The sequence below is a fragment of the Bacillus salipaludis genome, from assembly GCF_030938565.1.
GTDB lineage: Bacteria > Bacillota > Bacilli > Bacillales > Cytobacillaceae > Neobacillus > Neobacillus salipaludis_A.
In genome coordinates, this window is sequence record NZ_JAVGVR010000001.1 from 5,546,047 (window position 1) to 5,570,087 (window position 24,041).

Genomic DNA, 24,041 nt, shown 5'->3' on the forward strand with positions numbered 1-24,041 from the left:
ATCTATTATTTTTTTATTTTTAAAAAAAGTTAAGCCAATCCTCCGCCATCTACAATTAAGTCTGTACCCGTCACCCAAGATGATAGGTCGCTTGCAAGGAAAAGTACTCCCTTTGCTATATCTCTTGGTGTACCCAGTCTTTCTAATGGCCGTCCTTTAGCAGATGATACGAGGAAGGCATCTTCTTTTAGATTTAGCTGCTTGGCTTCGTCCCTTAATAACGGTGTATCGGTATCACCAGGGCAAATGCAATTCACACGAATATTTTGTGGGCCATGGTCGATTGCCATTGCTTTTGTTAAATTCACTACTCCAGCCTTCGCTGCGCAATAGGCAGCCGCTTGATCTCCACCCTTTATTCCCCATCCCGAACCAGTATTAATAATGCTGCCTCCACCGCCGGACGCCATAAGCGGAATTAAATATTTTGAGAGAAGATAAATTCCTTTTAAGGAAACATCTAATACTAAATCCCAATCGGACTCTTCCAAATCAACCACTGTCTTTCTTCGAATCACCCCGGCATTGTTAAAAAGAACATCAATTCTGCCGTAACTTGCTTCAATATAATTACGTACCTTTTCACATTCACTTGATTTCGTTACATCACATTGGACAAACTCTGCCTGATTTTCTTTATTTTTAAGATCAGATGCTGCTCTCTCACCGTTTTCCGCATTAATGTCTAAAAGAATCACCTTAGCTCCTACTTCCGCCAAAAGTGTGGCAGTTGCAAGGCCAATTCCTGAAGCGCCCCCCGTTACAACACACACCTTATTTTCCAAACCAAAATAATCTTGAGTTAACATTGTAAAACCTCCTACGACACTAAATTTTAATAACTATTTAAAGTATTTGCCAAAATTAGGAACACACTTGAAGTCCATGTAAAAGCTGGATCACGTAAGCTTTCTCCCGTTAGTGCATGAAAGTTTTCAGCCATTCCTGATTGGTTTGCCATATTGCAAAACCTATGTGCCACTACCTGCGCTAATTCTGTTTCCCCAGAATCGGCCAATCCCTTATAAACTAATAAAGTAGTCGGAGCCCAGATAGGCCCTCGCCAATATCCATCCTCTCGGAAATAAGCACTAGTTGGCTTTTCAGTAGCAAGCCCGAATGGCGTTAAAAAATCGTTGGATATGATTCCCTCCACTAATTTTTTCCGAATCGAATCAGGAAGTCGTTTTCCTAGAATAATAGGTATATAAAGTACAAGACTTTCTGATTCAATGATTGAATGGTCCCCGGACTTCACTGCCGCAAACCGTTCATTAATCCAAAAGTGACGGATCATTCGGTCAAGTAAATCGTTCGATTTCTTAGCCCACTCCCGAGACTCTTCTTTTTCCCCTAATTCCTCTGCTATTTCAGAGAGTGTCTCCATTTGTAAAATCAAGAAGGAAGATAAATCAGGGCTTTCAATCGGTGTTCCTTGATGAAAAATGGTGCTATTATCCCAGCCGCTGTCATTTCCGTGATTATATTGGGGTATTCCGTCATGATCATCATCCCTGTATTTAAACCACCATTCTGTCCATTTACATAATGGTTCGTACACTTCCTGCAATTTTCCCTTTGTCACTATGTCACGGTTCTCCATTAGCTGTTTTAATGTCCATCCATGGATCGGCGGTTTTGTAAAATTCCATAAAGCAAAGCGATTGTTAAGAAAATCTGGGAGCATTCCCGACTCATCCTGATGTTCAAAAAAGATCATAAATTGATCCCATGCTAATTCGGGTTGTTTTTTTGCTAATGCCAATGCATTAAAGCAGTGATCCCAGCTCCAAATATTCGTCATCCAATTCTTTGACATGTACATAGCCGGTCTTGTTAATTTCCCTTCAGGCTGAACGATACAAGACCACGTGATATATGCTGCAAGTTCCCGCCCATTAGTCAATTTGACATCGCACTCCAGAGAGTGATCCAGCCAAGTTTGAAATTCATTTCGAACAGATTCCAGAACGTTTGAAAATTGTAAATATTCCCGCTCGTTCCACACGGTAAAAAACTCTTCAATTGCACATTCCATTTCCGACGACTGTGTTTCAGGCAAAAAATCAGCCACGATCTTAAGGCATCTTTGTTCTTGAAAGGGTGCATCCATCAAAAGCTGGCCTTTTATAGGAGTCATCATATAACGGATTTCCTGTTTTGAATGATTGACCTCAAAACGGTCATTATTAACCGGAACCGCATAATCATATGCCCCTGTTATACCAGTTAGGCGGACCCCTACTCCAACACTTCGAATTTGCAATACCTTTGCTTCACTGATAACGAAGTCAGCAAATCCCCTGTCTGTCTCAAGCCGAAGAAAATTTGGGCTTAGTACCGGGGCATACTGTACCACCTGACCATCAGCTAGAACCTCGATTCGAAAAACCTCACCTAAATCATTGTCCCCGTTTCGGATATTTCTCAGATAAAGATGTTGTTCATCCTTTCCATGCAAGGGTGAAATGACCATATATGAACCATTGCGGCTGAAAGGAACCTTTTTAATATCAAACATTCTATCCACCTCTTCTTTATCCTCATCACAATTCTTTTAGCCTTTAACTCCTGACCTGGAGGAATCCTCCACAATATAGCGCTGGGCAAAAAAGAATAAGACGAGCGGCGGCAGACTGATTAAGAAGGTTACAGCCATAATGCTCTCCATATCAACCCCAAACATTCCCTTAAATTGTGCTAAGCCCAGTGTTAATGTGTACTTACTTTGGTCATTTAAGAAAACAAGCGGGCCTAAGTAATCATTCCAGCAGGTTAAAATATTAAATACGGCAACTAGAATCAATGATGGCTTCATTAAAGGAAGATAAATTTTATAGTAGATTTGAAATGGATTCGCACCATCCATACGTGCCGCCTCATCAAGTTCCTTGGGTATAGACATAATAAATTGCCGCATTAAGAAAATATAAAATGGTGCCCCAAACCAAGAAGGTACAAACAGCGGCTTTAACGTATTAATCCAGCCAAGGAAGTTAAATTCCATATACTGTGGAATCATCGTTACCTCCCAAGGAATCATCATCGAAGCAAGCAGAACAATAAACAAAAAGTCTCTTCCTTTAAACCTAAATCGTGCAAAACCATAGGCGACCAGAGAAGATGAAATCAACTGACCAATTGTCGACATGACGGTTACTGTGACGGTATTAACAAAAAATTGATTAAACGGCTGGGACATCCATGCCTCTTTAAAATTTCCCCATTCGAATTTTGATGGGATCCATTTAGGCGGAAAAAGGTAAAGCTCATGCTGTGATTTCAATGAAGTCGTCAGCATCCAGAAAAAGGGTGCCAAGAATAGCAAGGAAAAAAAGATAAGTAGTATATAAACGGTTGTTTTCTCAATTCTTCTTTTTGTTTTCATGAAGCACTCCCCTACCCCGGTATTCTATATTACGATTTATTTTTAACTTCCCCTTCGTAATAAACCCAGGCTGATGATGATTTAAAGACTAATAGAGTTAAAATTAAGACAATGACAAACATAAACCAGGCATTAGCAGAGGAATAACCCATTTTAAAATACTTAAAGGCGTTTTCGTAAACATACATTGCATAGAAATATGTGGATCTCAGCGGGCCACCCCCAGTCAGAATAAGAGCAAGGGTTAATTGTTGAAATGCGCTGATAATCGTTGTGATTAAATTAAATAAAATCGTCGGTGTTAACATCGGAATCGTGATTTTGAAAAACTGTTGGATTTTATTTGCTCCATCAATTGAAGCTGCTTCATATAAATCATGGGGAATAGCCTTCAAGCCTGCCAGGAAAATCAGCATCATTGTCCCTTGTCCCCAAAGACTGGCAATAACCATTGCAATCAATGCTGAATGTGGATCGTTTAACCAATCCGGTCCTTTTACTCCTACTAGTGACAAAAAGTAGTTCAGGATTCCATATTCGCCGTTATAAACCCAAGCCCAAATCATCGCAAGCGCGACTCCGGAGATAACCGACGGTAAATAGAAAAGGGTTCGAAATATAGAGTGTCCTTTTATCTTTTGGTTCAATAAAATCGCTAGAAAGAGAGCGGTTATGAGATTAAGAGGGACAAATAAACCAGCAAATTTTACGGTCACCCATAATGATTCCCAAAATAACGGGTCGTCGGTAAACATCGTCTTATAATTATCAAGACCAATAAATTTATGTTCACCTACAATCGGCCAATCAAAGAAACTAATAAACAGTGAATAGAGCAATGGACCTAATGTAAAAGCTAAAAATCCAATCAACCATGGTGCGATAAAAAGGAGGGGGACAATTTTGTCCCACCTAGTTTGTTTTTTGATTTTTACAATAGGTGCAGGTGAGGTATACACGGGTTTCAACAAAAAAACACCTCTTTTTAGTTTTTACTGTCCTACATACTTCTCGGAATCCTTCACAGCCTTATTCAATAACTGTTCTCCATCTTGTCCGAGCATAATCGCATTGACAGCTGCTGATAAGTTGCGATTAATTTCATCCCAATTTTTATTTAATAAGAAAGCAGGCGTATCATTTGATCTTTCAAGCATTTTGTAAAATGGTTTAATCATCGGATCTTGATCCGTTTTCATTTCCTTTACAACGCTAATACGTACAGGTAAATCAGCTGTTCTCATTTTGATTGCTTCCGCTGAAGAGTAAAATTTTACAAACTTCCATGCAAGATCTTTATGTTTTGAATCTTTTGCAATCGAGACCGCAGACGATGCGATCACTCCTTTTACTGGCTTGCTGCCAAATGAAGGCATTTCCACTGTTCCAAAGTTCACCTTAGCTTCCTTAAAGCCCTCCAATGGCCAGATACCACTTTCCCACATGGCAAGCTTGCCTGCCTTGAAAATATCATCACCGCTCTGTTGATTTTTTCCACCGACAAGAACAGCACTTTTATCCTTAACCATATCTGCAAACATTTGCAGTGCTTGAACGGTTTCCGGACTGTTCATATATCCTTTGATTTTCTTTCCGTCTTCACTAATGAAGCTTGAGCCGTTGCTCCAAACAAAGCCTTGTAGATCATAAGTATCGGGTTCAGGCCTTACCCCAAATCCATACTGTTTTTTGGATGGGGCTGATAATTTCTTGGCGATATTTTTAAAGTCATCCCATGTCCAGCCATCCTTTGGATAAGGAATCTTTGCTGCATCAAATAAATCCTTGTTAAAATAAACAACCCTTGTGGTGAACCCGGCTGGCATCCCGTATACTTTCCCGTATATGCTGGAGTAATTAAATAACCCCTGATAAAAATCATTCATATCCATTTCAGAATCATTTTTAATCAAATTATCCAGCGGCTCTAACGATTGAAAGTAAGCTGGGAAATTCCACATATACATAACATCTGGCGGGTTTTTTGCACCAAACGCCGCAGCCAGTTTTTGGTCAAATCCATCTCCGTAAGCTTCTACTTGAACCTTTACATTTTGGTTTTTTTCTTCAAACTTTTTCGCAATCAATTGTTGAATTTTTAATGTTTCCCCAGAATCCCATGTTGCAAATCGAATCGTGGTTTTTCCGCTGCTGTCATTACCTTTTGCGTCTTCTGTACCGCTTGATTTACTGTTTGAACATGCGGCCATTGCAAAAAGCAAAAGGAATACTAAAAAAGCAACTGTAATTTTCTTCATTTTTAATTCCCCCTTTTTTTCCTTATACATAACAGAAACCGCTTTCATTGTAACCTTAATGAAAGCGGTCTTAAACTTAAATTCATCTTATTCTTTTTGTAATATTGTTTGAAATTTCGCAAGATACAGAATGATTAGGAATTTTGTTAGATGATATTCTTCTTTTTGTTTTGCCGGTAGTCTGAAGGTGTGACCCCGATGCATTTTTTAAACCATTTGCTGAAGTATTTACCATCCTGAATCCCTACTTTTTCACTAATTTCCTGTGATGTTAAGGATGTTTTTTCAAGAAGATCACAAGCAACTTGTACTCTTATTCTTTCCGTAAAGGCAATAAAGCTTTCACCAACTGCCTTTTTAAACATTGTACTAAAATGGCTGCGGCTTAACCCAACCTCACTTGCAATATCTGTAGAAGAAAGAGGTTCGTCCAAATGTAAAATAATCTTTTGTACCGCCTTTTGAATTGGTAATGGCCAATTTTCCATCGAATATTTAAATTGTTTTTCAAATTGCAGCTGCCTATATAGGGTGGAAACCCCGTCCATCCATTCCTTGATTCCTTGATTTGGACCATTTATATTCCAACGAACGGCTGGCTCACCCCCTCTAGCCTCGACAAGCAATCGCTCAAATTGCCGCTGTGACTTTTCGGGAATAAAAATAAATGCTTGATCTTGACCGCAAGAAATTTTTGCAACTAGTTTTTCCTCGGATTGTAACTTTGTAAGCAGAAAATCACTGTCTTTTAATCGATTTAATAAATAAATATAATAGGGCTGCTGCATCCATTTCCACTCTTTTAAGAATAACTCTTCTAATATCATTGGAAATGAATTTTCAAAGTCACATAACCACGCATAAAACTCCTTTGCCAATGATGACGAATCAAACGTTTTTTGGTCATGATGAACCGAATTAATTTCCCCTTCAAAACGCTTTAGATATTCTTCAAATTGCTGATCCTGAAAAGCTGTTTTCAATATATAACCTGAGGCTCCAATATTCATGCCTTCCTGCGCATATGTAAAATCCCGATGACAGCTTAATAGTAATATTTTCGTATCAGGATATAATTGTTTAATTTTTCTGGCTAATTCAATTCCGTTCACTTCCGGCATAACAATATCCGTTATCACAATTTCAGGACGGTGCTCCTCGAACAACTCCCAGGCCTTTTGTCCGTTAGGGGCATCAGCAATCACTGTCATATTATATTTTTCCCATTCGACGGTTGCCATTAATCCTTTTCGTACAATTAGTTCATCGTCAGCAATCAGTACCTTTATCATTTGAGTTTTCTCCTTCTCGGCCATCTCATTCTAAAAATTGTCTTTAAACCTACGACTGATTCGATTGATAAGCCATACTCCGTTCCAAAATGGAGTTTAACGCGTTGGTCAACATTATATACGCCAATCCCTTTTCCTCCTTCATCATGTTGCCTCGGGTCAAGCAGTTTCCTAATGGTCTCTTCATTCATTCCTTTTCCGTTATCCTCTAACGTAAGCTCAATATAATCATCTTTTTCTTCCACCTTGAGCTCAATTCTCCCTTGCCCATCTTCAAATGCATGAAAAAAGATATTTTCGAATAAAGGCTGGAGTGTCATCCTTGGGATTAAACATTCTAAACAATTTTCTTGTAAGGTTTCAACATATTCAAATGTATGGCCAAAACGTACCTCCTGAACCTTTAAATAATGCTGGATGGTTTGTAGTTCTTTTTTCAAAGGAATTAATTCATCGGCAAAATTTAAGTTTTCATGAAGAACTTCTGTTAGATGATAGATCATTTCTTGAACTTCTTTTGCCCCTAACAGTCTTGCCTTCCATTGGATTGAGTTTAAAGTGTTAAATAATAAGTGTGGGTTAATTTGATAGTGAAATGCCTTTAACTCTGCCTGCCTTTTTAAACGTTCTGTTTGACTAATTTTTTCAATTAATTCCTTAATTTGATGGACCATATCATTAAAGCTTCGCCCCAAGATTGCTAATTCATCTTCCGAAGTAACCGCTATCTGGGTATTTAAATCCCCTTTACTTACACTTTCCATGGAGGCTTTAAGGCTTTTAATTCGTTTTGAGAGCGGAACCGAAAATACAACGGCTAAAATGCAGGCAAGGATGATGGAAAATAAAATTGCCAAAACAGTATAATGAAAAATTACATTGGATGATTTATAAAAATACTTTTGCGGGATCCGAACAATAATATCCCATCCATAGGTATCGATATGATTATTAAAGACAATATCTGATGGTAAATTTTTAGGTGCATGATTTGTTTTATATACAATCTGATGGTTTCCATTTCTTAGTGTAATCGAAGAATGCAACGATTTCTCTAAAAACTTAATATGGGAGAGCAATTCATCAGCGTTTGTTTCGATCAAAAGCTTACTGCCTTTTAATACCCCAAACTGGCTTTCAATTGGAAGAACCATCCCAATTAATTTTTCCTTTTTATTGCCTGTATAGTAATGGTCAGCATTATAGAAGCCAATCCAAAGCTGCCCTTCCTTTAAATTATTAATTTCCTTCCAAAAAGGCTTTTGAAAAAGCTGGTGGATATTCACTTGATTATTTCCATAGTAGTAGCCTGTATTCGTAATGAGGTAGATTCCCTTTGTATTATAGGTTTTATGTGCTTCTAAATAGCGTTCAAAGTTTTTATTTTCAATAAATGCCGAATAGGTCCGTGGTATTTCTTCTTTTAAAATAATTAAAGTTGGATCCGATAGATAGTGATTAATATCCTTTGAAACCACAAACATCTGCTGAATCGTATTTTCAATTTGTTTATCCAATTGAGAGACAGCAAATCGTTCATAATCATTGTATTGTTTATTCACAATCGTCGAGGACTTTTGATAGGACAGCAGACCGAAAATGGCCAATGGAATGAGTGCTACCATTAGAAAAAATACAACCATTTTCGTGCGGATGCTGCGATAAAAAAGAAATTTAATTCCTGCTGCTTTATTCTTAAAAGTAAATTTCATTTGGCTCACCAGTCATAATAGATTTATGCTCAAATCAATCATATCAAAAATAGTAAGAATTGAGGGAATCTTTCAAACGAAACTCAAAGGAAAAACCTGGTGAAATTTTCAACGTAAGAAAACACAAAAAATGTAAAAACTAAACTCATTCAAAATTAACGAGGTGGAAAAAATGAGTGAAAAATGTTTTTATTGTACAAATGATATTGAACAAGATCAGCATCACAACGTAACCTTCGTGACTTCCAATGTTGAACGAGATGAAACACTTTGTCATGAATGCTACCAAGAGTGGTTACATGGATTAAATGGGTAATAATTCAGCAGCCTCGCTGCTGAATTCTCTTTTTGTAAGTTGCCTCCTCATAATGTTCCCCAGGCTCATTCTCCTGTTTTTACTCATTACTTTTATAATGTGATTATGATATTCTGTAAGCAAAATAAACATATTTTTACACAAGGAAAATACTAAATTCCAAAATTCTTCAAAATGTTTATGTAATTGGAGTGTTGCTTCATTGTCGATTAAAAAGAAACTTCCATTAATTTTTTGTCTTATTGTATTTATCATCTTAGTTGCTAATAATGCCTTTCATTATATTCGGTCAAAAAATCAACTACTTGACTATAATGAAAAGGAAATCGCCATGATCACCAAAGAAGTTTCTGTTCAAGTTGAAAATACTAAACAGGGATCAGAATATGTGGAAGACATCCTTGCAAGAGAGCTGAGAATTGCCTCCATCGCGATAAGAAAGGCTCTTCCACCACGATACCAAGATGTAACAAATGAACAGCTAAAAGAACTTGCAAAGGAATTAAGAGTTTCCCACATTACACTTTTAGCCAAGACAAAGGATGATGTTGTTGGTGTCAGATCCTCTGACCCAAAAGAAATTAATATGGGAACAAAAGGGTGGGGCTATTGGTATGATGCCTACCTGCAGCTTTTTTCCTTAAAGCCTGTAACTGTAAAAAAAGGGCTCTCCTTACCCTATTATTGGTCAGGCCCAATGGAGAAAGCCTCATCTAATCCCGATCATATTGATAAATGGGGCTATTACTATGATGGTACAACCAATTATATAATTGAACCCTATTTCCGAGACCATAAAGTTCTTGAATACGAAGAGCGTTTTGGTCCAGGGAAAATTATTGAGAACTTTACAAAAGAACCAGGTATCCTGGAAATGTCTGTTTTGAATCCAAAGAATTTTGGCAAAAAGAAAGAAGAGGTTCATTTAAATGGAAATGATTATACCCGGATTTCTGCCGAGCCAAAATGGTATGGTTCTTACGAGAAGTACCCAAATATTAATGTAGATACCAAATTTGTTAGAAAAGCTATACAAACAAATAAAGTACAGTCCTATAAAGACAATCTAAAAGACAAATCTGTCATGAAGACATTTGTTCCGGTAAAAACGAAACTTGATCAACCCTATGTGATTTGCCTTGTTTATGATTATGGCCTTATCCAGAGTGAATTGTTACACGAGTTAAAAGTTCACATTATGCTTTCTATTGTGATTATGATTGTTGTTCTGATTATTAGTTTTATTTTTTCACGTTCCATTACTAAACCAATTGGTTACATTGTTGAACAAGTGAATGAAATTGCCCAAGGTAACTTTGGTAAAAAGTTACATTTAAATCGTAAAGATGAGCTTGGATTTCTGACAGAAAACGTGAACGCTTTATCAAATCATTTACAACACTATGTAAATGATTTAAACCAGAGTAAAAAACTAATTGAATACCAAGCGTATCACGACCCGCTAACCGGTTTGACCAATCGAAGATACTTTCAAGAAAAGCTACAACCTATTATTAATCAAGCAAATGAAAAAGGCGAAACTGTATCGGTTTTATTTATTGATTTGGATCGTTTCAAACATGTTAATGACTCCTTTGGACATAACAAAGGGGATGAGTTACTGAAAATCGTAGCAAATCGAATCCAAAAATGCCTGCCTGAGGATAATCACATCATTACAAGACAAGGCGGCGATGAATTTATCATTCTGATGAATAATCTGGATGTGAAAGCATCAAAAGCAGTTGCAGAAGAAATCATTAATACTCTAAAAAAGCCATACTCAATTGCTGGAATTGAAGTGTATCTAAGTGCCAGCTGTGGTATCAGTATGTATCCTGAGCACACAAATAATCTAGATACCTTGATCATTTATGCTGATATGGCGATGTACTCAGCTAAAAAATTGGGCGGTAACCGAGTCGTTATTTTTAATGAACAAATTAGCAATATGAATCAAGAACGGCCAAGATTGGAATCACGGCTAAGAAAAGCAATCGAAAGTCAAAAAATAGAGGTCCACTATCAGCCAAAAATGAATGTTCAAACGGAAACTATTTACGGAGCAGAAGCATTATTAAGATGGACGGATGAAGAATTAGGCTTTGTCTCTCCCGAGGTTTTCATACCGATTGCAGAGGATACCGGATTAATTCAATCTCTATGGGAAATCGTCATGAAGAAAGCATGTCACCAAGTAAGTGAATGGAATACGAAATATCATCAGTCATTAAACATTTCAGTAAATTTCTCAGCAAGGCAATTTCAGGAGCCTCTTAATATGGTAAAACACGTTAAGGAAATCTTGCAGGAAAGTAAATTAGATCCAAAGAATTTCGAAATCGAAATTACGGAAAGTATTCTTCTTACAAATTCAAAGGAACTTGTTCAATCGCTGCAATCACTCCAAAACATGGGTATAGCCATTTCCATTGATGATTTTGGTACAGGGTACTCATCCCTAAGTTATTTAAAAAACTTGCCGATTAACACGTTAAAAATTGATAAATCTTTTATTCAAAATATTACCAAGAATCTTGTCAATACAGAGATTCCGGAGGCGATTATTAATATGGCCCGAGGGCTTCATTTAGATGTAATTGCCGAAGGTGTAGAAACGGATTACCAAAAGGAATTCTTACGATCAAAAGATTGTATTCAGATGCAAGGGTATTTGTTTAGTAAACCACTAAGTAAAGAAGCATTTGAGGATTTTCTAAAAAACTAGAAAAGGGCAGCTAGGCTGCCCTTTTTATTTTGCACATTCTAAATTATAAACATTGCTCCCAGTATCATCAATGTTTAAAAGTTTCACGGACATGGCTGAAAAGGTTTGTTGAAGTGATTCAGCAACTTTTCTGCCTTTCCCTTTTTCTGCAAAACAAAGCATTGTTGGGCCTGCCCCGCTTAAAGCCACTCCAAAGGCACCATTTTCTTTAGCTGCTACCTCAATTTCAGAATAAAAAGGAATCAGCTGTTTTCGGTATGGCTGATGGAATAAATCGGACTCCATCATTTTTCCCGCTAGCTCCCAATTTTGACTAAGAAGGGCACCAACTAATACATTTGCGGTTGCAGAGGCTTGAATTGCCTCCGAATAAGGAAGCACTTCCGGTAAAACTCCACGCGAATCCTTTGTTAATAATTCTTCATTCGGAATAACAGCGATCATTTCAAACGCCAGATTGGGAAATGACACAAGGTCCACTTCATTATGGTGATAACATCCCACAACCAATCCCCCATATAGCGATGCTCCAACATTATCTGGATGCCCCTCCATCTCAGTTGCAAGCAATAACTTCTCACGGGTATCCAGCCCAAGATTTCCAACAAAGTCAGCTAATTCAATCGCTGCAACAATCGCCGAAGCACTTGAACCAAGTCCACGGGCTAATGGAATTTCACTATTAATTTTCACTTTACATGGCGTCAGGGTCTTTCCATATTTCGAAGCAACCTTAAGGGCCACTTGACACATGAAATTCTCCTCATTGTTGGGGAATTGACTTAATTCCTCAGTTTCCGCAATAAATTCCCAATGATTACTTTGTTCTACTTCTAACGTTAAATATAAATCGACAGCAATTCCAATGGAATCAAATCCTGGACCCAAGTTTGCAGAACTTGCTGGAACTTTGATTTGTACTCTGTTATCGAGGGTCATCAACAGACAGCTCCTTTATTCTCTATTTTCTAACCACTTTGTACGAACTCTTAACTTCCTTAACTGCAGATAAATCCTTTAACTCTACTAAAATATCCTCAATGTCGGTTAAAGAAGCCTGATGCGTCACTAAAACAATTTCTGCGGTTTCATTTTTTGTTACCGGCATCTGAAGGATTTTTTCAAAACTGACACCATATTTAGCAAAAATCGAGGTAATCTCAGCAAATACGCCAACTTCGTCCTGCACATGAATACGTAGGAAGTATTTCGAATACTTTTCCGAGTCATCCTTCAGTCGTTTCGGATATTGTGGTGCCACCGCACTTCTTCCGTTAACACCAAGTCTTAAGTTTTTAATCACACCCACTAAATCGGAAACAACCGCTGTTGCTGTTGGCAGGCTCCCTGCCCCAGGTCCATAGAACATCGTCTCACCTACAGCCTCGCCGTAAACATATACCGCATTGTACTCATTTTGCACAGATGCAAGCGGATGATTATTAGATAAAAAGGTTGGCTGAACGCTCACTTCTACTTTTTCACCCTCGCGATGAGCATTCCCAATCAGTTTCATTGTATACCCCATCTGCTTACCATACCGCAGATCTTCTTCAGTTATTTGAGTAATTCCACTGACTTTTACATCCTCAAGGTCAATATGCATGGAGAAACCTAATGTAGCAAGGATAGTCATTTTACGTGCAGCATCTAATCCTTCAACATCTGAAGTTGGATCCGCCTCAGCAAATCCAAGCTCTTGGGCTTCTTTTAAGACATCCTCGTAGGCAAGTCCTTCAGAGCTCATTTTTGTTAAAATAAAATTCGTTGTACCGTTTACAATCCCCATTAATTGAGTAATTCGATCGGATGCAAGCCCGTCAACTAAGCCTCTTAAAATTGGGATTCCCCCTGCAACACTGGCTTCGTAAAACAAATCGCAGCCATTTTCCGAGGCTAGCTTTAATAATTCGGAACCGTGAAGAGCCATCAAATCTTTATTTGCAGTGACTACATGCTTGCCACTCTGAAGTGCACTTTGCAAATATTTTTTCGTTTCTTCTACTCCACCCATTACCTCAATTACCACATCGATTTCCGGGTCTTGAAGAATATCATCAGGGTTATTTGTTAAAACTTGCGTATTGATCTCAGCAGACCTCGTTTTATGTAAGTCGTTTACAAGTATTTTTTTTATTTCAACAGGACATCCAACCTGATGCATTAATTTGTCTTGATGATTTTTGATGATTTGTACCACACCAGATCCCACTGTTCCTAAACCTAATAATCCAATTGAGATAGCTTTCATTACTTTCCCCTCCTAAAAGTCCACCCTAAATGCACAAATGTATTTGTATAGTAGACATTATATAATTCTCTAAATCTTTTTACAATAGATGTGTTCTGTTAAAATATAATTTTAATCGCTCTCCGCCTTATCACACAAGGCATATAACTTTTGGGAAAAAATTTTAATAAGATTATTCAGAAAATATTTCCATTAGCTCTTTACAATTCTAAACATATGGATGTAGAATATTCAATAAATTCACACAAAAAAATTGTATTCAATTTAAAATAGTGATGATGAAGACGGTATTAATAAGGGACTTCAGAGAGCCGGTGGCTGCTGTGAACCGGTGTCCTTTCTTAACATACCCAGCACTTCTGAACTGGCACGCCGAAATAGTATGTAGGCCTGCCCGGTAAAAACCGTTAACATGTTGAGGCTGTATGAAATCTATGCAGCAAAAGAGGGTGGCACCACGGTTGATCACGTCCCTCATAACACGACACAACTGTCTGTTATGAGGGATTTTTTATTTTAAACTGGGAGGAATGAATGGATATGTATAAAGTACTGGTTACCGATGGAATTAGCGATACAGGCTTAAAGGCATTATTTGATCATCCCCATTTTATTGTGGACAGACAGCCAACACTGCCAACGGAAGAATTAAAAAAGATTATTGGTATGTATGATGCCTTGATTGTCCGCAGTCAAACAAAAGTTACCGAAGAATTGCTTCAAGAAGCTAGCGGGCTTCGGGTTATAGCAAGGGCAGGTGTAGGTGTAGATAATATCGATGTGAATGCCGCCACTCGCAAAGGGATTATTGTTATTAACGCACCAGGCGCAAATACCATTGCAGCTACAGAACATACCTTAGCGATGATGCTTTCTTTAGCAAGAAAAATTCCACAGGCACACCAAAAAACCTCTTCCGGCGAATGGGATCGCAACTCATTTAAAGGGGTTGAATTGTATAAGAAAACCCTTGGTGTAATCGGAATGGGTAAAATCGGAGCAGAAGTGGCAAAACGGGCTAAAAGCTTTGGAATGAACATTTTAGGTTTTGACCCCTATTTAACTGATGATCGAGCGAAAAAATTAGGGATTACGAAAGCCAGCCTTGACCTAGTTGCCGGGGAATCAGACTTTATTACCATCCATACCCCTTTGACAAACGATACAAAAGGACTTATTAATGAGGAATATTTACAAAAAACCAAAAAAGGCGTCCGCTTAATCAATTGCGCTCGCGGTGGAATTATTGATGAAAAGGCGTTGGTTCGTGCAGTTCAATCCGGTCATGTGGCGGGAGCGGCACTGGATGTTTTTGAAAAGGAACCAGTGTCAGACCCTGAATTATTGCAAAATCCAAATATTATCGTGACACCGCATTTAGGAGCTTCTACAGTAGAAGCACAGGAAAAGGTTGCACAAGAGGTCAGCGCTGAAATCATTGAAATTTTTGAATCGCAGTCGGTCCATCATGCCGTAAACATGCCGCAAATGTCAGGGGAAACTCAGGCAAAAATGCAGCCATATTTAGCGCTTGGGGATCAAATTGGCCAGCTTGTCGTTCAATTATTTAAAAAAGCCCCTGCTAAAATTGAAATCAATTATTACGGGGACCTAATTGAAGAAGACACAGAATTATTAAATCGTATCATGATAAAAGGAATTCTTTCCTATCATTTAAGCGATTCTGTCAATCTAATTAATGCACTGCACCTTCTAAAGGAACAAGGTGTTTCCTATAATGTGCAAAAAAATGCTACTAATAAAGGGTTCGCGAATTATATGGAGCTGACAATTTCCCAAGGTGATGAAAAGGCTAAAATTGGTGCAACGGTCCTAAATGGCTACGGTGCAAGGATTGTGAAGATTAACCAATATCGGATTGATGTAAAGCCGGAGGAACATCTATTATATATTAAACATAAGGACGTTCCTGGTATGATTGGCAAAGTAGGTTCTCTTCTTGGCGACTATGAAATCAATATCGGCACGATGCAGGTAGGTAGAGCTGCAGTCGGAGGCGAGGCCATCATGGTCCTAACCCTCGATAAAACCCTGAATACAAATGTTCTGCAAGCCTTGAACCTAACCGTCGGCATCGAAGAGGTGCAATTGCTAGAGTTAGAGAATTTCATTCCATCTGAACCAGGGCAGATAGACCCGCAGAAAGTAGAAAGCTTATTGTAATATTAAAATGGGGATGGCAAAGCTGCCATCCCTTTTATCACAATATACTCTTTACATCTAGCACCGAATCCAAAATATAATCCGCCTCATGCTTTTCAAATTCACTTCTTGCATCTTTTCCAGATAATCCGGTTAAAACGGCAGCGAATTTGCATCCGATGGTTCTTGCCGCTAAAAGGTCTGCTAACGAATCTCCAACAACTAAGATCTCTTCCCTGTTTTCAAGTGGCAGCGGGGTATTCAAATAATCGATTAGAGAAGCCCCTTTCCCCTGTTCAGCCAATATATAGGTGTATGGATGCGGCTTAGACAAGGACCCTTCTTGAGGGAACTCCTTCTCCGCAATTAACACGTCATCAGCTGTAACAATATGCTTTTCATCAAAGGATTTTAACCAATCTAAATGCTGAAAAGGCAATATCGTTTCTAGGGCAGGCCTACCAGTTCCAATTCCAATCTTATATCCGGAATTTTTTAGGAAACTGAAAAACTCGGCAATATCCTTTTTTGGTGCTAACGTTGTTTCATTTGCTAGAAATCCTTCTTTACCTAGCTGAACGGAGGGTCTCCCCGTAGATTCTAATACATTTTCATCTCCAACATACCATTCCTGGGATACATGTTCACAAACGGACCAAAGCGTCCGGTCCTTATCAAAAATAGACGTTTCGACTCCTAGCTTTTCTTTTGCTAGTACATTTAGGTACCCTAAAAGCTCTTGTTTAACGGCATGTGACCGTTCAAACTCTTCAGTAAATAAAGCGAAATTCATTTGAACCTGATATTGGCTTAAAACCTGTCCCATTTCTACTAAAGTATCCCTTGAAATTGGGGCTTTGAGCCACTGATTGATTTTTTCATGTTCACTATCGATAATTTGTTCAAATAGATGAATGAGCTGGCAGCAAAAGGTTAAATAAATCATATCCCAGTTTGCATTTAGACCGCGTGATTTTTGAAGCTTTAATACTTGGTCATTCTCAAACACCTGTGTACGAATCTGTTGAATCTCAGATTCTGTATAGCTTATTTTAAACAACTCAGGTGATAAAGCTAAATAATTTTTGCTGATTAACAGTTCCCAAACCGTCAGTGCTGAGGCATCAAAATAGTGCTCCTCACTTAATAGAACTCCATCGACATCAAAAAGAATTGTTTTTACCATTTACAGTCCCTCTTCTTCCTGCGCTTTTATCCTTTATCGTACCACAGCAGCCCATATTTTTTAAAGAAAATAAAAGCCATGTGCTAAATTAAGCAGCATGACCTTTTCCCATTAAATAGGCAATGAGTTTTCATGACTAATATATTGATTATACAAATCTTTTATAGCAGCAATTAATGCATTTGCGGCTTTTCCGCGATAATCATTCTTAAAAATTTCAACTATATCCTCAATTCCATCCTGAAGACAATGCCCTTTCAGAATTTGCTGGACATAATGCCTGCCATGTTCTGTAGCAAGCGTACAGGAGGCTTCAATAATCACACCGTATTTTTTATCGATTTCCACAGTAATCGTTAAAGATTCAAATACATTTTGTGCCGCCATTCCTTGAGGCAAACGGGAGTGCCCTGCCAAAAAATAAGTATTTAAGCCCGCCATAATTTCACCCATCTCTATATATCTTTTCATATTATATTAAACACAGCTTCGTCATTTTCCTCCTAAATTCGATAAAAAAGCCAATAAAACTATCAATGACAAAATCATCACTGAAGGTTTTACTGGCTTTTATTTGAAGTCCTTTGAAAAGGAGGGATAAATAAATTAGGCAGTTCCTATAAAATATTTACTTATAAAAGACTTAATCTATACCAATTGAAATATATTTAACCTCTAAATACTCATCAATCCCGTAATGACCGCCTTCTCTGCCAAGGCCGCTTTCCTTAAATCCACCAAATGGCGCTTGGACTGTCGATGGTAAGGCATCATTCAAACCTATAATTCCATATTCAAGCTGTTCGGTTATTCTAAAGGAACGGCTTAAATTTTGTGTATATACATAGGCTGCTAGTCCATAAATAGAGTCATTTGCACGATCAATAACTTCCTCTTCCGTTTTGAAGGTTGCAATAGGGGCAAGCGGCCCAAAAATTTCATCCCGCATACATTCCATCTCATCATTAATATTTGTTATGATGGTTGGAGCGTAGAAATATCCGTTTTCTTCAGCTGGTTTTACACCGCTAAAAGCAATTTTTCCACCCTTATTTACTGCGTCCTCAACAAGTGTTTCAACCTTTGATAAAGCGGCTTGATCAATTAATGGACCAACATCGATTCCTTCATCTAAACCATTACCGACCTTTAATTTTTCTAATTCATTTTGGAACAAATCAACAAATTGATTTGCGACTGTTTCCTGAACATAGACACGGTTCGTACATATACAGGTCTGTCCGGCATTACGGAATTTGGATTGCACTAGACCCGCAGCCGCTTTTCTTAAGTCGGCATCATCCATAACGATAAATGGAGCATTTCCACCAAGTTCAAGTGATACCTTTTTAACTGTGTCAGCAGCTCCACGCATCAATGTTTTCCCAACTTCTGTCGAACCGGTAAAGGTAATTTTCGTTACACGAGAATCCTTTAACCAAACATCACCAATTTCTGAAGATCTTCCGGTTACGACATTTATAACTCCCTTAGGTACCCCTGCCTCATGGGCAAGCTCAGCCAATTTTAATGCTGTAAGCGGTGTTTGATTGGCCGGTTTTACAACGGCTGTACAGCCTGCAGCTAGCGCAGGACCGACTTTTCTCGTAATCATCGCAGCCGGGAAATTCCAAGGCGTAATGGCCGCAATAACCCCGACAGGTTCTTTTCGAACAAGGATCCGCTTATTTGGATGTGATGCAGGAATCGTTTCCCCGTAAATTCTTTTTCCCTCTTCAGCATACCAAGAAATAAATCCATTGGCGTAAACCACTTCTCCCAATGCTTCTTTAAGAGGTTTTCCTTGCTCAATTGTCATGATTCTAGCAATCTCATGTTTATTTTCTTCAATTAAATAATGCCATTTCATTAATATTTGATAACGCTCATCGGCTGTCTTTTTTGACCAGGTTTGAAATGCGGTATGAGCTGCATCAACTGCTTTAATTGCTTCATAGGCTCCACCAGTTGGGACAGCACCGACAACTTCCTTTGTTGCCGGATTCACGATTTCAGTAAAAATCTCAGAATCATTTCCAATCCAATTTCCATCTATATACATCGGATAAATTTGATACTTTTTTTCTACTCTTTCCATTCATTTACCTCCGATTTTACAGGGCCGGATCAATGGCAAATACCGATTCCATGGATTCCTCAAGAATTTTGAGACCCTCTTCAAGCTGTTCATCCGTGATGGTTAACGGCATTAGGATACGAATAACGTTAGAAAAAATTCCCGCGCTTAATAATAAAAGCCCTCTTTCTCCTGCAGCTTTGACGATTTTTCCAACCGTTTCCTTATCAGGAGTTTTTAGCTGCTTATCCTTCACAATTTCCATTGCACACATGGCACCAAGACCACGGACATCGCCAATACAGTCAAAGCGCTCAGCAAGGATTTGCATTCTCTCTACAACTCTATTTCCTAACTTCTCGGCACGCTCATTAAGATTTTCACTTTCAATAATATCCAAAACGGTTAGTGCAGCACGGCATCCAAGCGGACTGCCTGAATATGTGCCGCCAATTTCACCGACTTCAGCGGCATCCATAATTTCGGCACGACCGATCACACCACTGATTGGCACCCCTGCCCCCATCGATTTAGAAATAGTGATTAAGTCCGGTTCAACCCCAAAGTGTTCAATGGCAAAATATTTACCTGTTCGGGCAAATCCAGTTTGAATTTCGTCAGCTACAAATAAAATGCCATATTGATCGCAAATTTCTCGGACACGCCCTACAAAGGCAATATCAGGAACAATAAATCCGCCTTCACCTTGGACCGGCTCCATAACAACTGCTGCAATTGTTTCAGGGGCAACTTCAGAAACTAAAAACTGTTCAAATTGCTCAATAATCATCTTACTGTATTGTTCCTCGCTCATCCCATCAGGACGGCGATAAACATAAGGGTATGGCGCTTTGTAAACTTCCGGTGCAAATGGGCCAAAACCAAATTTATACGGCTTAACCTTGCTTGTCATAGTCATCGTCATTAACGTTCTGCCATGAAAACCCCTTGTGAAAGAGATGATTCCTTGTCGTTTCGTATATTTCCTTGCAATTTTAACTGCATTTTCAACGGCTTCCGCACCGCTGTTAAAAAAGGCTGCCTGCTTTGCAAAATTGCCAGGGGCAAGCTTGCAGAGTCTCTCCGCAAGCTTGATATAGGATTCGTACATCATGACATTAAACCCTGTATGAATAAATTGACTTGCTTGTTCCTGAAGGGCTCTTACCACCCTCGGATGGGAATGACCGACATTTAATGTTCCAATCGCCCCTGCAAAATCAATATAAATATTTCCATCAACATCCTCCACGATTGCACCCTGTGCTTTTTTCACAAAGGATTGAATATTATTGCTAATCGCCTTAGGAACATATTGGTTTCGACGCTCTAATAGTTCCTGTGATTTTGGTCCTGGAATGGATGTTTGGAGCTTAACATATTTCTTTTCCACGTCTTTTTGCTCCCCCTTAAAAAAACATATCCCTTAGTCTAAACGATGTTATTTCACTTGAGCTAGCACTTGCTTAAAGGTGCTGACAACTTTATCGATTTCTTCATAGCTGATTGTTAAAGCAGGTTCAATACGAATGGTTTTTGAGTTAATCAATGTTCCTGCAACAAGGATACCGTTATCAAACATTCCTTTTGACACCTCATAACCGATCTCATCCTTATGGAATTCGATGCCAATCATTAGGCCTTGACCACGGATTTCTTGTACTTTATCTTCATGGCCAACCGTTGCTTTTTTCAACTCAGCAAGGAAGTATTCTCCAGCCTCAGCTGCACGCTGTGGTAAATTCTCTTCAATTAACACACCGATTGTAGCAATGGCTGCAGCACAAGCAAGCGGGTTTCCTCCAAATGTTGTTGTATGCATAAATGGATTAGCGAACCAGCTTTTGAACACTTCCTCTTTTGCCACGATCGCACCAGCTGGCATTACACCGCCGCCAAACGCTTTTGCAAGACAGATGATATCTGGTACTACATCATATAATTCAGCCGCAAACATTTTACCTGTACGGCCCATACCTGTTTGTACTTCGTCGAAAATGAGTAATGCGCCATATTGGTCACAAAGCTCTCTTACTTGTTTTAAATAGCCTTCTGGAGGTAGGATAATTCCGCCTTCACCTTGGATAGGCTCAAGAATAACAGCTGCCACATCTTCCCCGACTGATGCACAAACTTCAAACGTTTTTCTCATCATGTCGATATCGCCAAATGGAACGTGACGGAAACCAGGAATTAATGGAAGGAATGGCTTACGGAACATTCCTTTCGCTGTTCCGGATAATGAACCAAGGCTCTTTCCATGGAACGCGCGAGTAGTAGAGATAAAAGTCGTTCTCTCACTGTACATTTTTGCAAGTTTTAAAGCTGCCTCGACACTTTCTGTACCACTATTTGTAAAGAAAGCATATTTCAAATCACCAGGGGTAATTTCACCTAAAATTTTTGCCAGCATTGCACGAAGTGGATCAAGAAGATCCTGGCTGTGAAGGGCTTGGCGTTTTAATTGATCAGTAACCGCCTTTACAACCTTTGGATTACGGTGTCCAACATTGTAAATTCCAAAGCCGCCAAGACAGTCAATATATTCTTTACCATTAACATCTTTAAAGCCAGCACCGCTATCAGACCATTCTACTGCAGCGAATTGACCTCCTTCAGTAACGGTTTTACGGTATTCAAGGAATCCAGGGTTGACATTTTCACGGAAACCATCAAGGGTTTCTTTTGTAATCCAAGCTGCATCTTCTTGCGTAATATCTTCTTTTTCTATTAAATTTAAAACCTTGTTAATATATTCGGTTACATTTTGATTCTTTTCACTTTTTACTTCACTTTTAAAATCGATACTCATGTTTATCTCTCCTTGTTAGTTATAAATATTTGAATTTTGTATATATATTTTTCAAGTTCCGGTGCCCTAAAACGGGCGCTTTCACTTTTCAAAATTAGTTTGAAAACCAGCCGATTGGTTCAACCTGCAGGTTAATATTAATTTGTTTAATCTCTTGGAATTCTTCAAGACCGAATGTTCCAAGACTTCTTCCGATACCGCTTTGTTTATAACCGCCCCACGGTGCTTCGTTGTAAGTTGGGTGGTAAGCGTTAATCCAGGTAATTCCGGAACGAACCTTTTTAATCACTCGTAAAGCCTTTGCTCCATCGGTTGAGAATACAGCACCAGCAAGGCCGTAAACAGTGCTATTAGCAAGTTGGATCGCTTCAGCTTCATCCTTGAATTTTTGAATACAAACAACGGGACCAAAGATTTCCTCTTGAACAATTTTCATATCATTGTTTACATCAACAAAAACAGTTGGTTCAACAAAATAGCCATTTTCTAGACCATTATCAACAATTCTGTTACCACCACATGCAATCTTTGCACCTTCTTGTTTTCCAAGGTCAATATAATGAAGAACTTTTTCCATGTGTTGCTGGCTGACAAGTGGTCCCATTTCTGAATCAGGATTATTCCCTGGACCAACTTTAATTTGCTTCGCTCTTTCGACAAAACGGTCAACAAACTTATCATAAATGCTTTCTTCGACAAGAATTCTTGATCCAGACGAACACACCTGACCTGTACCACAATAAATTCCAAATAATGCCCAATCTACAGCGGTTTCAAAGTCAGCATCTGCAAAAATAATATTTGGTGATTTACCACCTAGCTCCAAAGAAACCTTTTTCATGGTATCTGCCGCAGTTTTCATGATATGTTTTCCTGTTTTCGTGCCGCCGGTAAACGAAACCATGTCTACTTCAGGATGAGAAGCAATTTCATTTCCAACAACTGCCCCCGCTCCCATGACCATATTGGCAACACCTTTTGGCAAACCGATTTCTTCAAAAATTTCAAATAATTTTTTCGGAGTTACCGGAGTTACTTCAGATGGTTTAAAGACAATTGTATTTCCTGCAGCTAATGCTGGAGCAATTTTCCAAACACTCATTAGTAATGGATAATTCCACGGAACTATTAAGCCGCAAACGCCGACAGGTTCACGGACTACCATTGCCTGCATTGGATCTGCTACATGGTAGGTAAAGCCATCCGGTTTAGTAATCAACCCTGCATAGTAACGGAAACAAGCAGCTGCATCACCAATATCGCCCCCAGCTTCTCTTAAGGTTTTACCATTGTCCATTGTTTCAAGCTGAGTTAATTCTTCTGCATACTCATCAATTTTGTCAGCAATTTTAAATAAATAGGAGGCTCTTTCCTGTGCTGATAATCCAGACCATACTCCCTCTTCAAAGGCTCTGCGGGCAGCAAAGATTGCCGTGCGTGCATCTGCGACCGTACCCTCAGGTGCATGGGTAATCACTTCACCATTGGCTGGATTAATGACTGGGCGTGTTTCTTGATTTTCAGAATCTTTCCATTCGCCATCAATAAACATTTTTAGATTTGCAACTCGGTTTTTTATTTCGACCATGTGAAATTTCCTCCTTAATTAATCCTCACTATCTATTAATGCAAGAAGCGTGCCAACTCTAAAAACCTATTAATTAAAGGATTTAACAAGTTACCTTACAGAAAGCTATTCATTTTTGCATAAACCTATTATTTTTTGCATAGGCCCTATTGAACATGGTGGTTGATTTACGCTTCAGGCGCTTCGCTCCAATCAACTTTGGTTCAAAAATTTTTACCCATACTATATATAAAAAAAGCTGCATCAGATTTTAGGTCTGATGCAGCTTTT

The 24,041-nt window shown here is 38.7% G+C and carries 18 protein-coding genes and 1 other annotated feature; of the genes, 3 read left to right on the forward strand and 15 right to left on the reverse strand.

Annotated features, from left to right (window positions below):
- Positions 1–29: 29 nt before the first annotated feature.
- The 7 genes from RCG21_RS27670 to RCG21_RS27700 all read right to left on the reverse strand — a co-directional run bounded on the left by RCG21_RS27670 (position 30) and on the right by RCG21_RS27700 (position 8,650).
- A complete protein-coding gene (locus RCG21_RS27670) occupies positions 30–809 on the reverse strand; it encodes an SDR family NAD(P)-dependent oxidoreductase (protein ID WP_133334187.1) in 780 nt (259 codons plus the stop codon).
- A gap of 26 nt (positions 810–835) precedes the next feature.
- The gene (locus tag RCG21_RS27675) at positions 836–2,521 is read right to left on the reverse strand and encodes an amylo-alpha-1,6-glucosidase (RefSeq protein ID WP_308913958.1); all 1,686 of its coding nucleotides are present in this window, start codon (positions 2,519–2,521) and stop codon (positions 836–838) included.
- A gap of 36 nt (positions 2,522–2,557) precedes the next feature.
- A complete protein-coding gene (locus tag RCG21_RS27680) occupies positions 2,558–3,388 on the reverse strand; it encodes a carbohydrate ABC transporter permease (RefSeq protein WP_133334185.1) in 831 nt (276 codons plus the stop codon).
- A gap of 29 nt (positions 3,389–3,417) precedes the next feature.
- Positions 3,418–4,326, reverse strand: coding sequence for a carbohydrate ABC transporter permease (locus RCG21_RS27685; protein WP_308914304.1), 909 nt, complete (start codon positions 4,324–4,326; stop codon positions 3,418–3,420).
- 54 nt (positions 4,327–4,380) lie between these two features.
- Positions 4,381–5,646 carry a sugar ABC transporter substrate-binding protein gene (locus RCG21_RS27690; RefSeq protein WP_308913959.1) on the reverse strand — a complete coding sequence of 422 codons (1,266 nt, stop codon included), beginning with the start codon at positions 5,644–5,646 and terminating at the stop codon, positions 4,381–4,383.
- A gap of 146 nt (positions 5,647–5,792) precedes the next feature.
- Positions 5,793–6,938, reverse strand: coding sequence for a response regulator (locus tag RCG21_RS27695; RefSeq protein ID WP_308913960.1), 1,146 nt, complete (start codon positions 6,936–6,938; stop codon positions 5,793–5,795).
- Positions 6,935–8,650: a sensor histidine kinase gene (locus RCG21_RS27700; protein WP_235824778.1), complete on the reverse strand. Its 1,716-nt coding sequence runs from the start codon at positions 8,648–8,650 to the stop codon at positions 6,935–6,937. The genes RCG21_RS27695 and RCG21_RS27700 overlap by 4 nt, the downstream gene beginning before the upstream one ends.
- Positions 8,651–8,822: 172 nt before the next feature.
- Here RCG21_RS27700 and RCG21_RS27705 point away from each other — a divergent pair, with 172 nt between their 5' ends.
- Positions 8,823–8,966, forward strand: coding sequence for a hypothetical protein (locus RCG21_RS27705; RefSeq protein WP_165976240.1), 144 nt, complete (start codon positions 8,823–8,825; stop codon positions 8,964–8,966).
- A 202-nt stretch (positions 8,967–9,168) separates the two neighbouring features.
- Complete coding sequence (locus tag RCG21_RS27710) at positions 9,169–11,694, forward strand: bifunctional diguanylate cyclase/phosphodiesterase (RefSeq protein ID WP_308913961.1); 2,526 nt, start codon at positions 9,169–9,171, stop codon at positions 11,692–11,694.
- A gap of 24 nt (positions 11,695–11,718) precedes the next feature.
- Here the strand turns inward: RCG21_RS27710 and thrB are convergent, their stop codons facing one another.
- A complete protein-coding gene (thrB, locus tag RCG21_RS27715) occupies positions 11,719–12,633 on the reverse strand; it encodes a homoserine kinase (RefSeq protein ID WP_308913962.1) in 915 nt (304 codons plus the stop codon).
- Between the two features lie 22 nt (positions 12,634–12,655).
- Positions 12,656–13,945: a homoserine dehydrogenase gene (locus tag RCG21_RS27720; protein WP_308913963.1), complete on the reverse strand. Its 1,290-nt coding sequence runs from the start codon at positions 13,943–13,945 to the stop codon at positions 12,656–12,658.
- Positions 13,946–14,211: 266 nt separating this feature from the next.
- Positions 14,212–14,423 (forward strand) — a binding site (T-box leader).
- A gap of 62 nt (positions 14,424–14,485) precedes the next feature.
- Between RCG21_RS27720 and serA the strand changes: the two genes are divergently transcribed.
- Positions 14,486–16,129 (forward strand): phosphoglycerate dehydrogenase, encoded by a 1,644-nt coding sequence (gene serA, locus RCG21_RS27725; protein WP_308914305.1) that lies wholly within the window; start codon positions 14,486–14,488, stop codon positions 16,127–16,129.
- Between the two features lie 37 nt (positions 16,130–16,166).
- Here the strand turns inward: serA and RCG21_RS27730 are convergent, their stop codons facing one another.
- The 6 genes from RCG21_RS27730 to RCG21_RS27755 form a co-directional block, all read right to left on the reverse strand.
- Positions 16,167–17,294 carry an HAD family hydrolase gene (locus RCG21_RS27730; protein ID WP_308913964.1) on the reverse strand — a complete coding sequence of 376 codons (1,128 nt, stop codon included), beginning with the start codon at positions 17,292–17,294 and terminating at the stop codon, positions 16,167–16,169.
- Between the two features lie 111 nt (positions 17,295–17,405).
- On the reverse strand, positions 17,406–17,735 hold the full coding sequence (locus RCG21_RS27735; protein WP_308913965.1) for a DUF3870 domain-containing protein: 330 nt from the start codon (positions 17,733–17,735) through the stop codon (positions 17,406–17,408).
- A gap of 202 nt (positions 17,736–17,937) precedes the next feature.
- A complete protein-coding gene (locus RCG21_RS27740) occupies positions 17,938–19,356 on the reverse strand; it encodes an NAD-dependent succinate-semialdehyde dehydrogenase (protein ID WP_133334227.1) in 1,419 nt (472 codons plus the stop codon).
- Positions 19,357–19,408: 52 nt separating this feature from the next.
- Positions 19,409–20,764, reverse strand: coding sequence for a 4-aminobutyrate--2-oxoglutarate transaminase (gene gabT / locus RCG21_RS27745; protein ID WP_133334176.1), 1,356 nt, complete (start codon positions 20,762–20,764; stop codon positions 19,409–19,411).
- A gap of 48 nt (positions 20,765–20,812) precedes the next feature.
- Positions 20,813–22,183, reverse strand: a complete 1,371-nt coding sequence (locus RCG21_RS27750) for a putrescine aminotransferase (protein ID WP_133334175.1) — start codon at positions 22,181–22,183, stop codon at positions 20,813–20,815.
- Positions 22,184–22,277: 94 nt separating this feature from the next.
- Positions 22,278–23,771, reverse strand: a complete 1,494-nt coding sequence (locus tag RCG21_RS27755; RefSeq protein WP_308913966.1) for an aldehyde dehydrogenase family protein — start codon at positions 23,769–23,771, stop codon at positions 22,278–22,280.
- Between the last annotated feature and the right edge of the window lie 270 nt (positions 23,772–24,041).

Bases quoted from the DNA above. Each gene is read 5' to 3' on its own strand.
- RCG21_RS27670 (WP_133334187.1), bottom strand. From the start codon at position 809: ATGTTAACTCAAGATTATTTTGGTTTGGAAAATAAGGTGTGTGTTGTA.
- RCG21_RS27675 (WP_308913958.1), bottom strand. From the start codon at position 2,521: ATGTTTGATATTAAAAAGGTTCCTTTCAGCCGCAATGGTTCATATATG.
- RCG21_RS27680 (WP_133334185.1), bottom strand. From the start codon at position 3,388: ATGAAAACAAAAAGAAGAATTGAGAAAACAACCGTTTATATACTACTT.
- RCG21_RS27690 (WP_308913959.1), bottom strand. From the start codon at position 5,646: ATGAAGAAAATTACAGTTGCTTTTTTAGTATTCCTTTTGCTTTTTGCA.
- RCG21_RS27695 (WP_308913960.1), bottom strand. From the start codon at position 6,938: ATGATAAAGGTACTGATTGCTGACGATGAACTAATTGTACGAAAAGGA.
- RCG21_RS27700 (WP_235824778.1), bottom strand. From the start codon at position 8,650: ATGAAATTTACTTTTAAGAATAAAGCAGCAGGAATTAAATTTCTTTTT.
- RCG21_RS27705 (WP_165976240.1), top strand. From the start codon at position 8,823: ATGAGTGAAAAATGTTTTTATTGTACAAATGATATTGAACAAGATCAG.
- thrB (WP_308913962.1), bottom strand. From the start codon at position 12,633: ATGACCCTCGATAACAGAGTACAAATCAAAGTTCCAGCAAGTTCTGCA.
- RCG21_RS27720 (WP_308913963.1), bottom strand. From the start codon at position 13,945: ATGAAAGCTATCTCAATTGGATTATTAGGTTTAGGAACAGTGGGATCT.
- serA (WP_308914305.1), top strand. From the start codon at position 14,486: ATGTATAAAGTACTGGTTACCGATGGAATTAGCGATACAGGCTTAAAG.
- RCG21_RS27730 (WP_308913964.1), bottom strand. From the start codon at position 17,294: ATGGTAAAAACAATTCTTTTTGATGTCGATGGAGTTCTATTAAGTGAG.
- RCG21_RS27735 (WP_308913965.1), bottom strand. From the start codon at position 17,735: ATGGCGGGCTTAAATACTTATTTTTTGGCAGGGCACTCCCGTTTGCCT.
- RCG21_RS27740 (WP_133334227.1), bottom strand. From the start codon at position 19,356: ATGTATATAGATGGAAATTGGATTGGAAATGATTCTGAGATTTTTACT.
- RCG21_RS27750 (WP_133334175.1), bottom strand. From the start codon at position 22,183: ATGAGTATCGATTTTAAAAGTGAAGTAAAAAGTGAAAAGAATCAAAAT.
- RCG21_RS27755 (WP_308913966.1), bottom strand. From the start codon at position 23,771: ATGGTCGAAATAAAAAACCGAGTTGCAAATCTAAAAATGTTTATTGAT.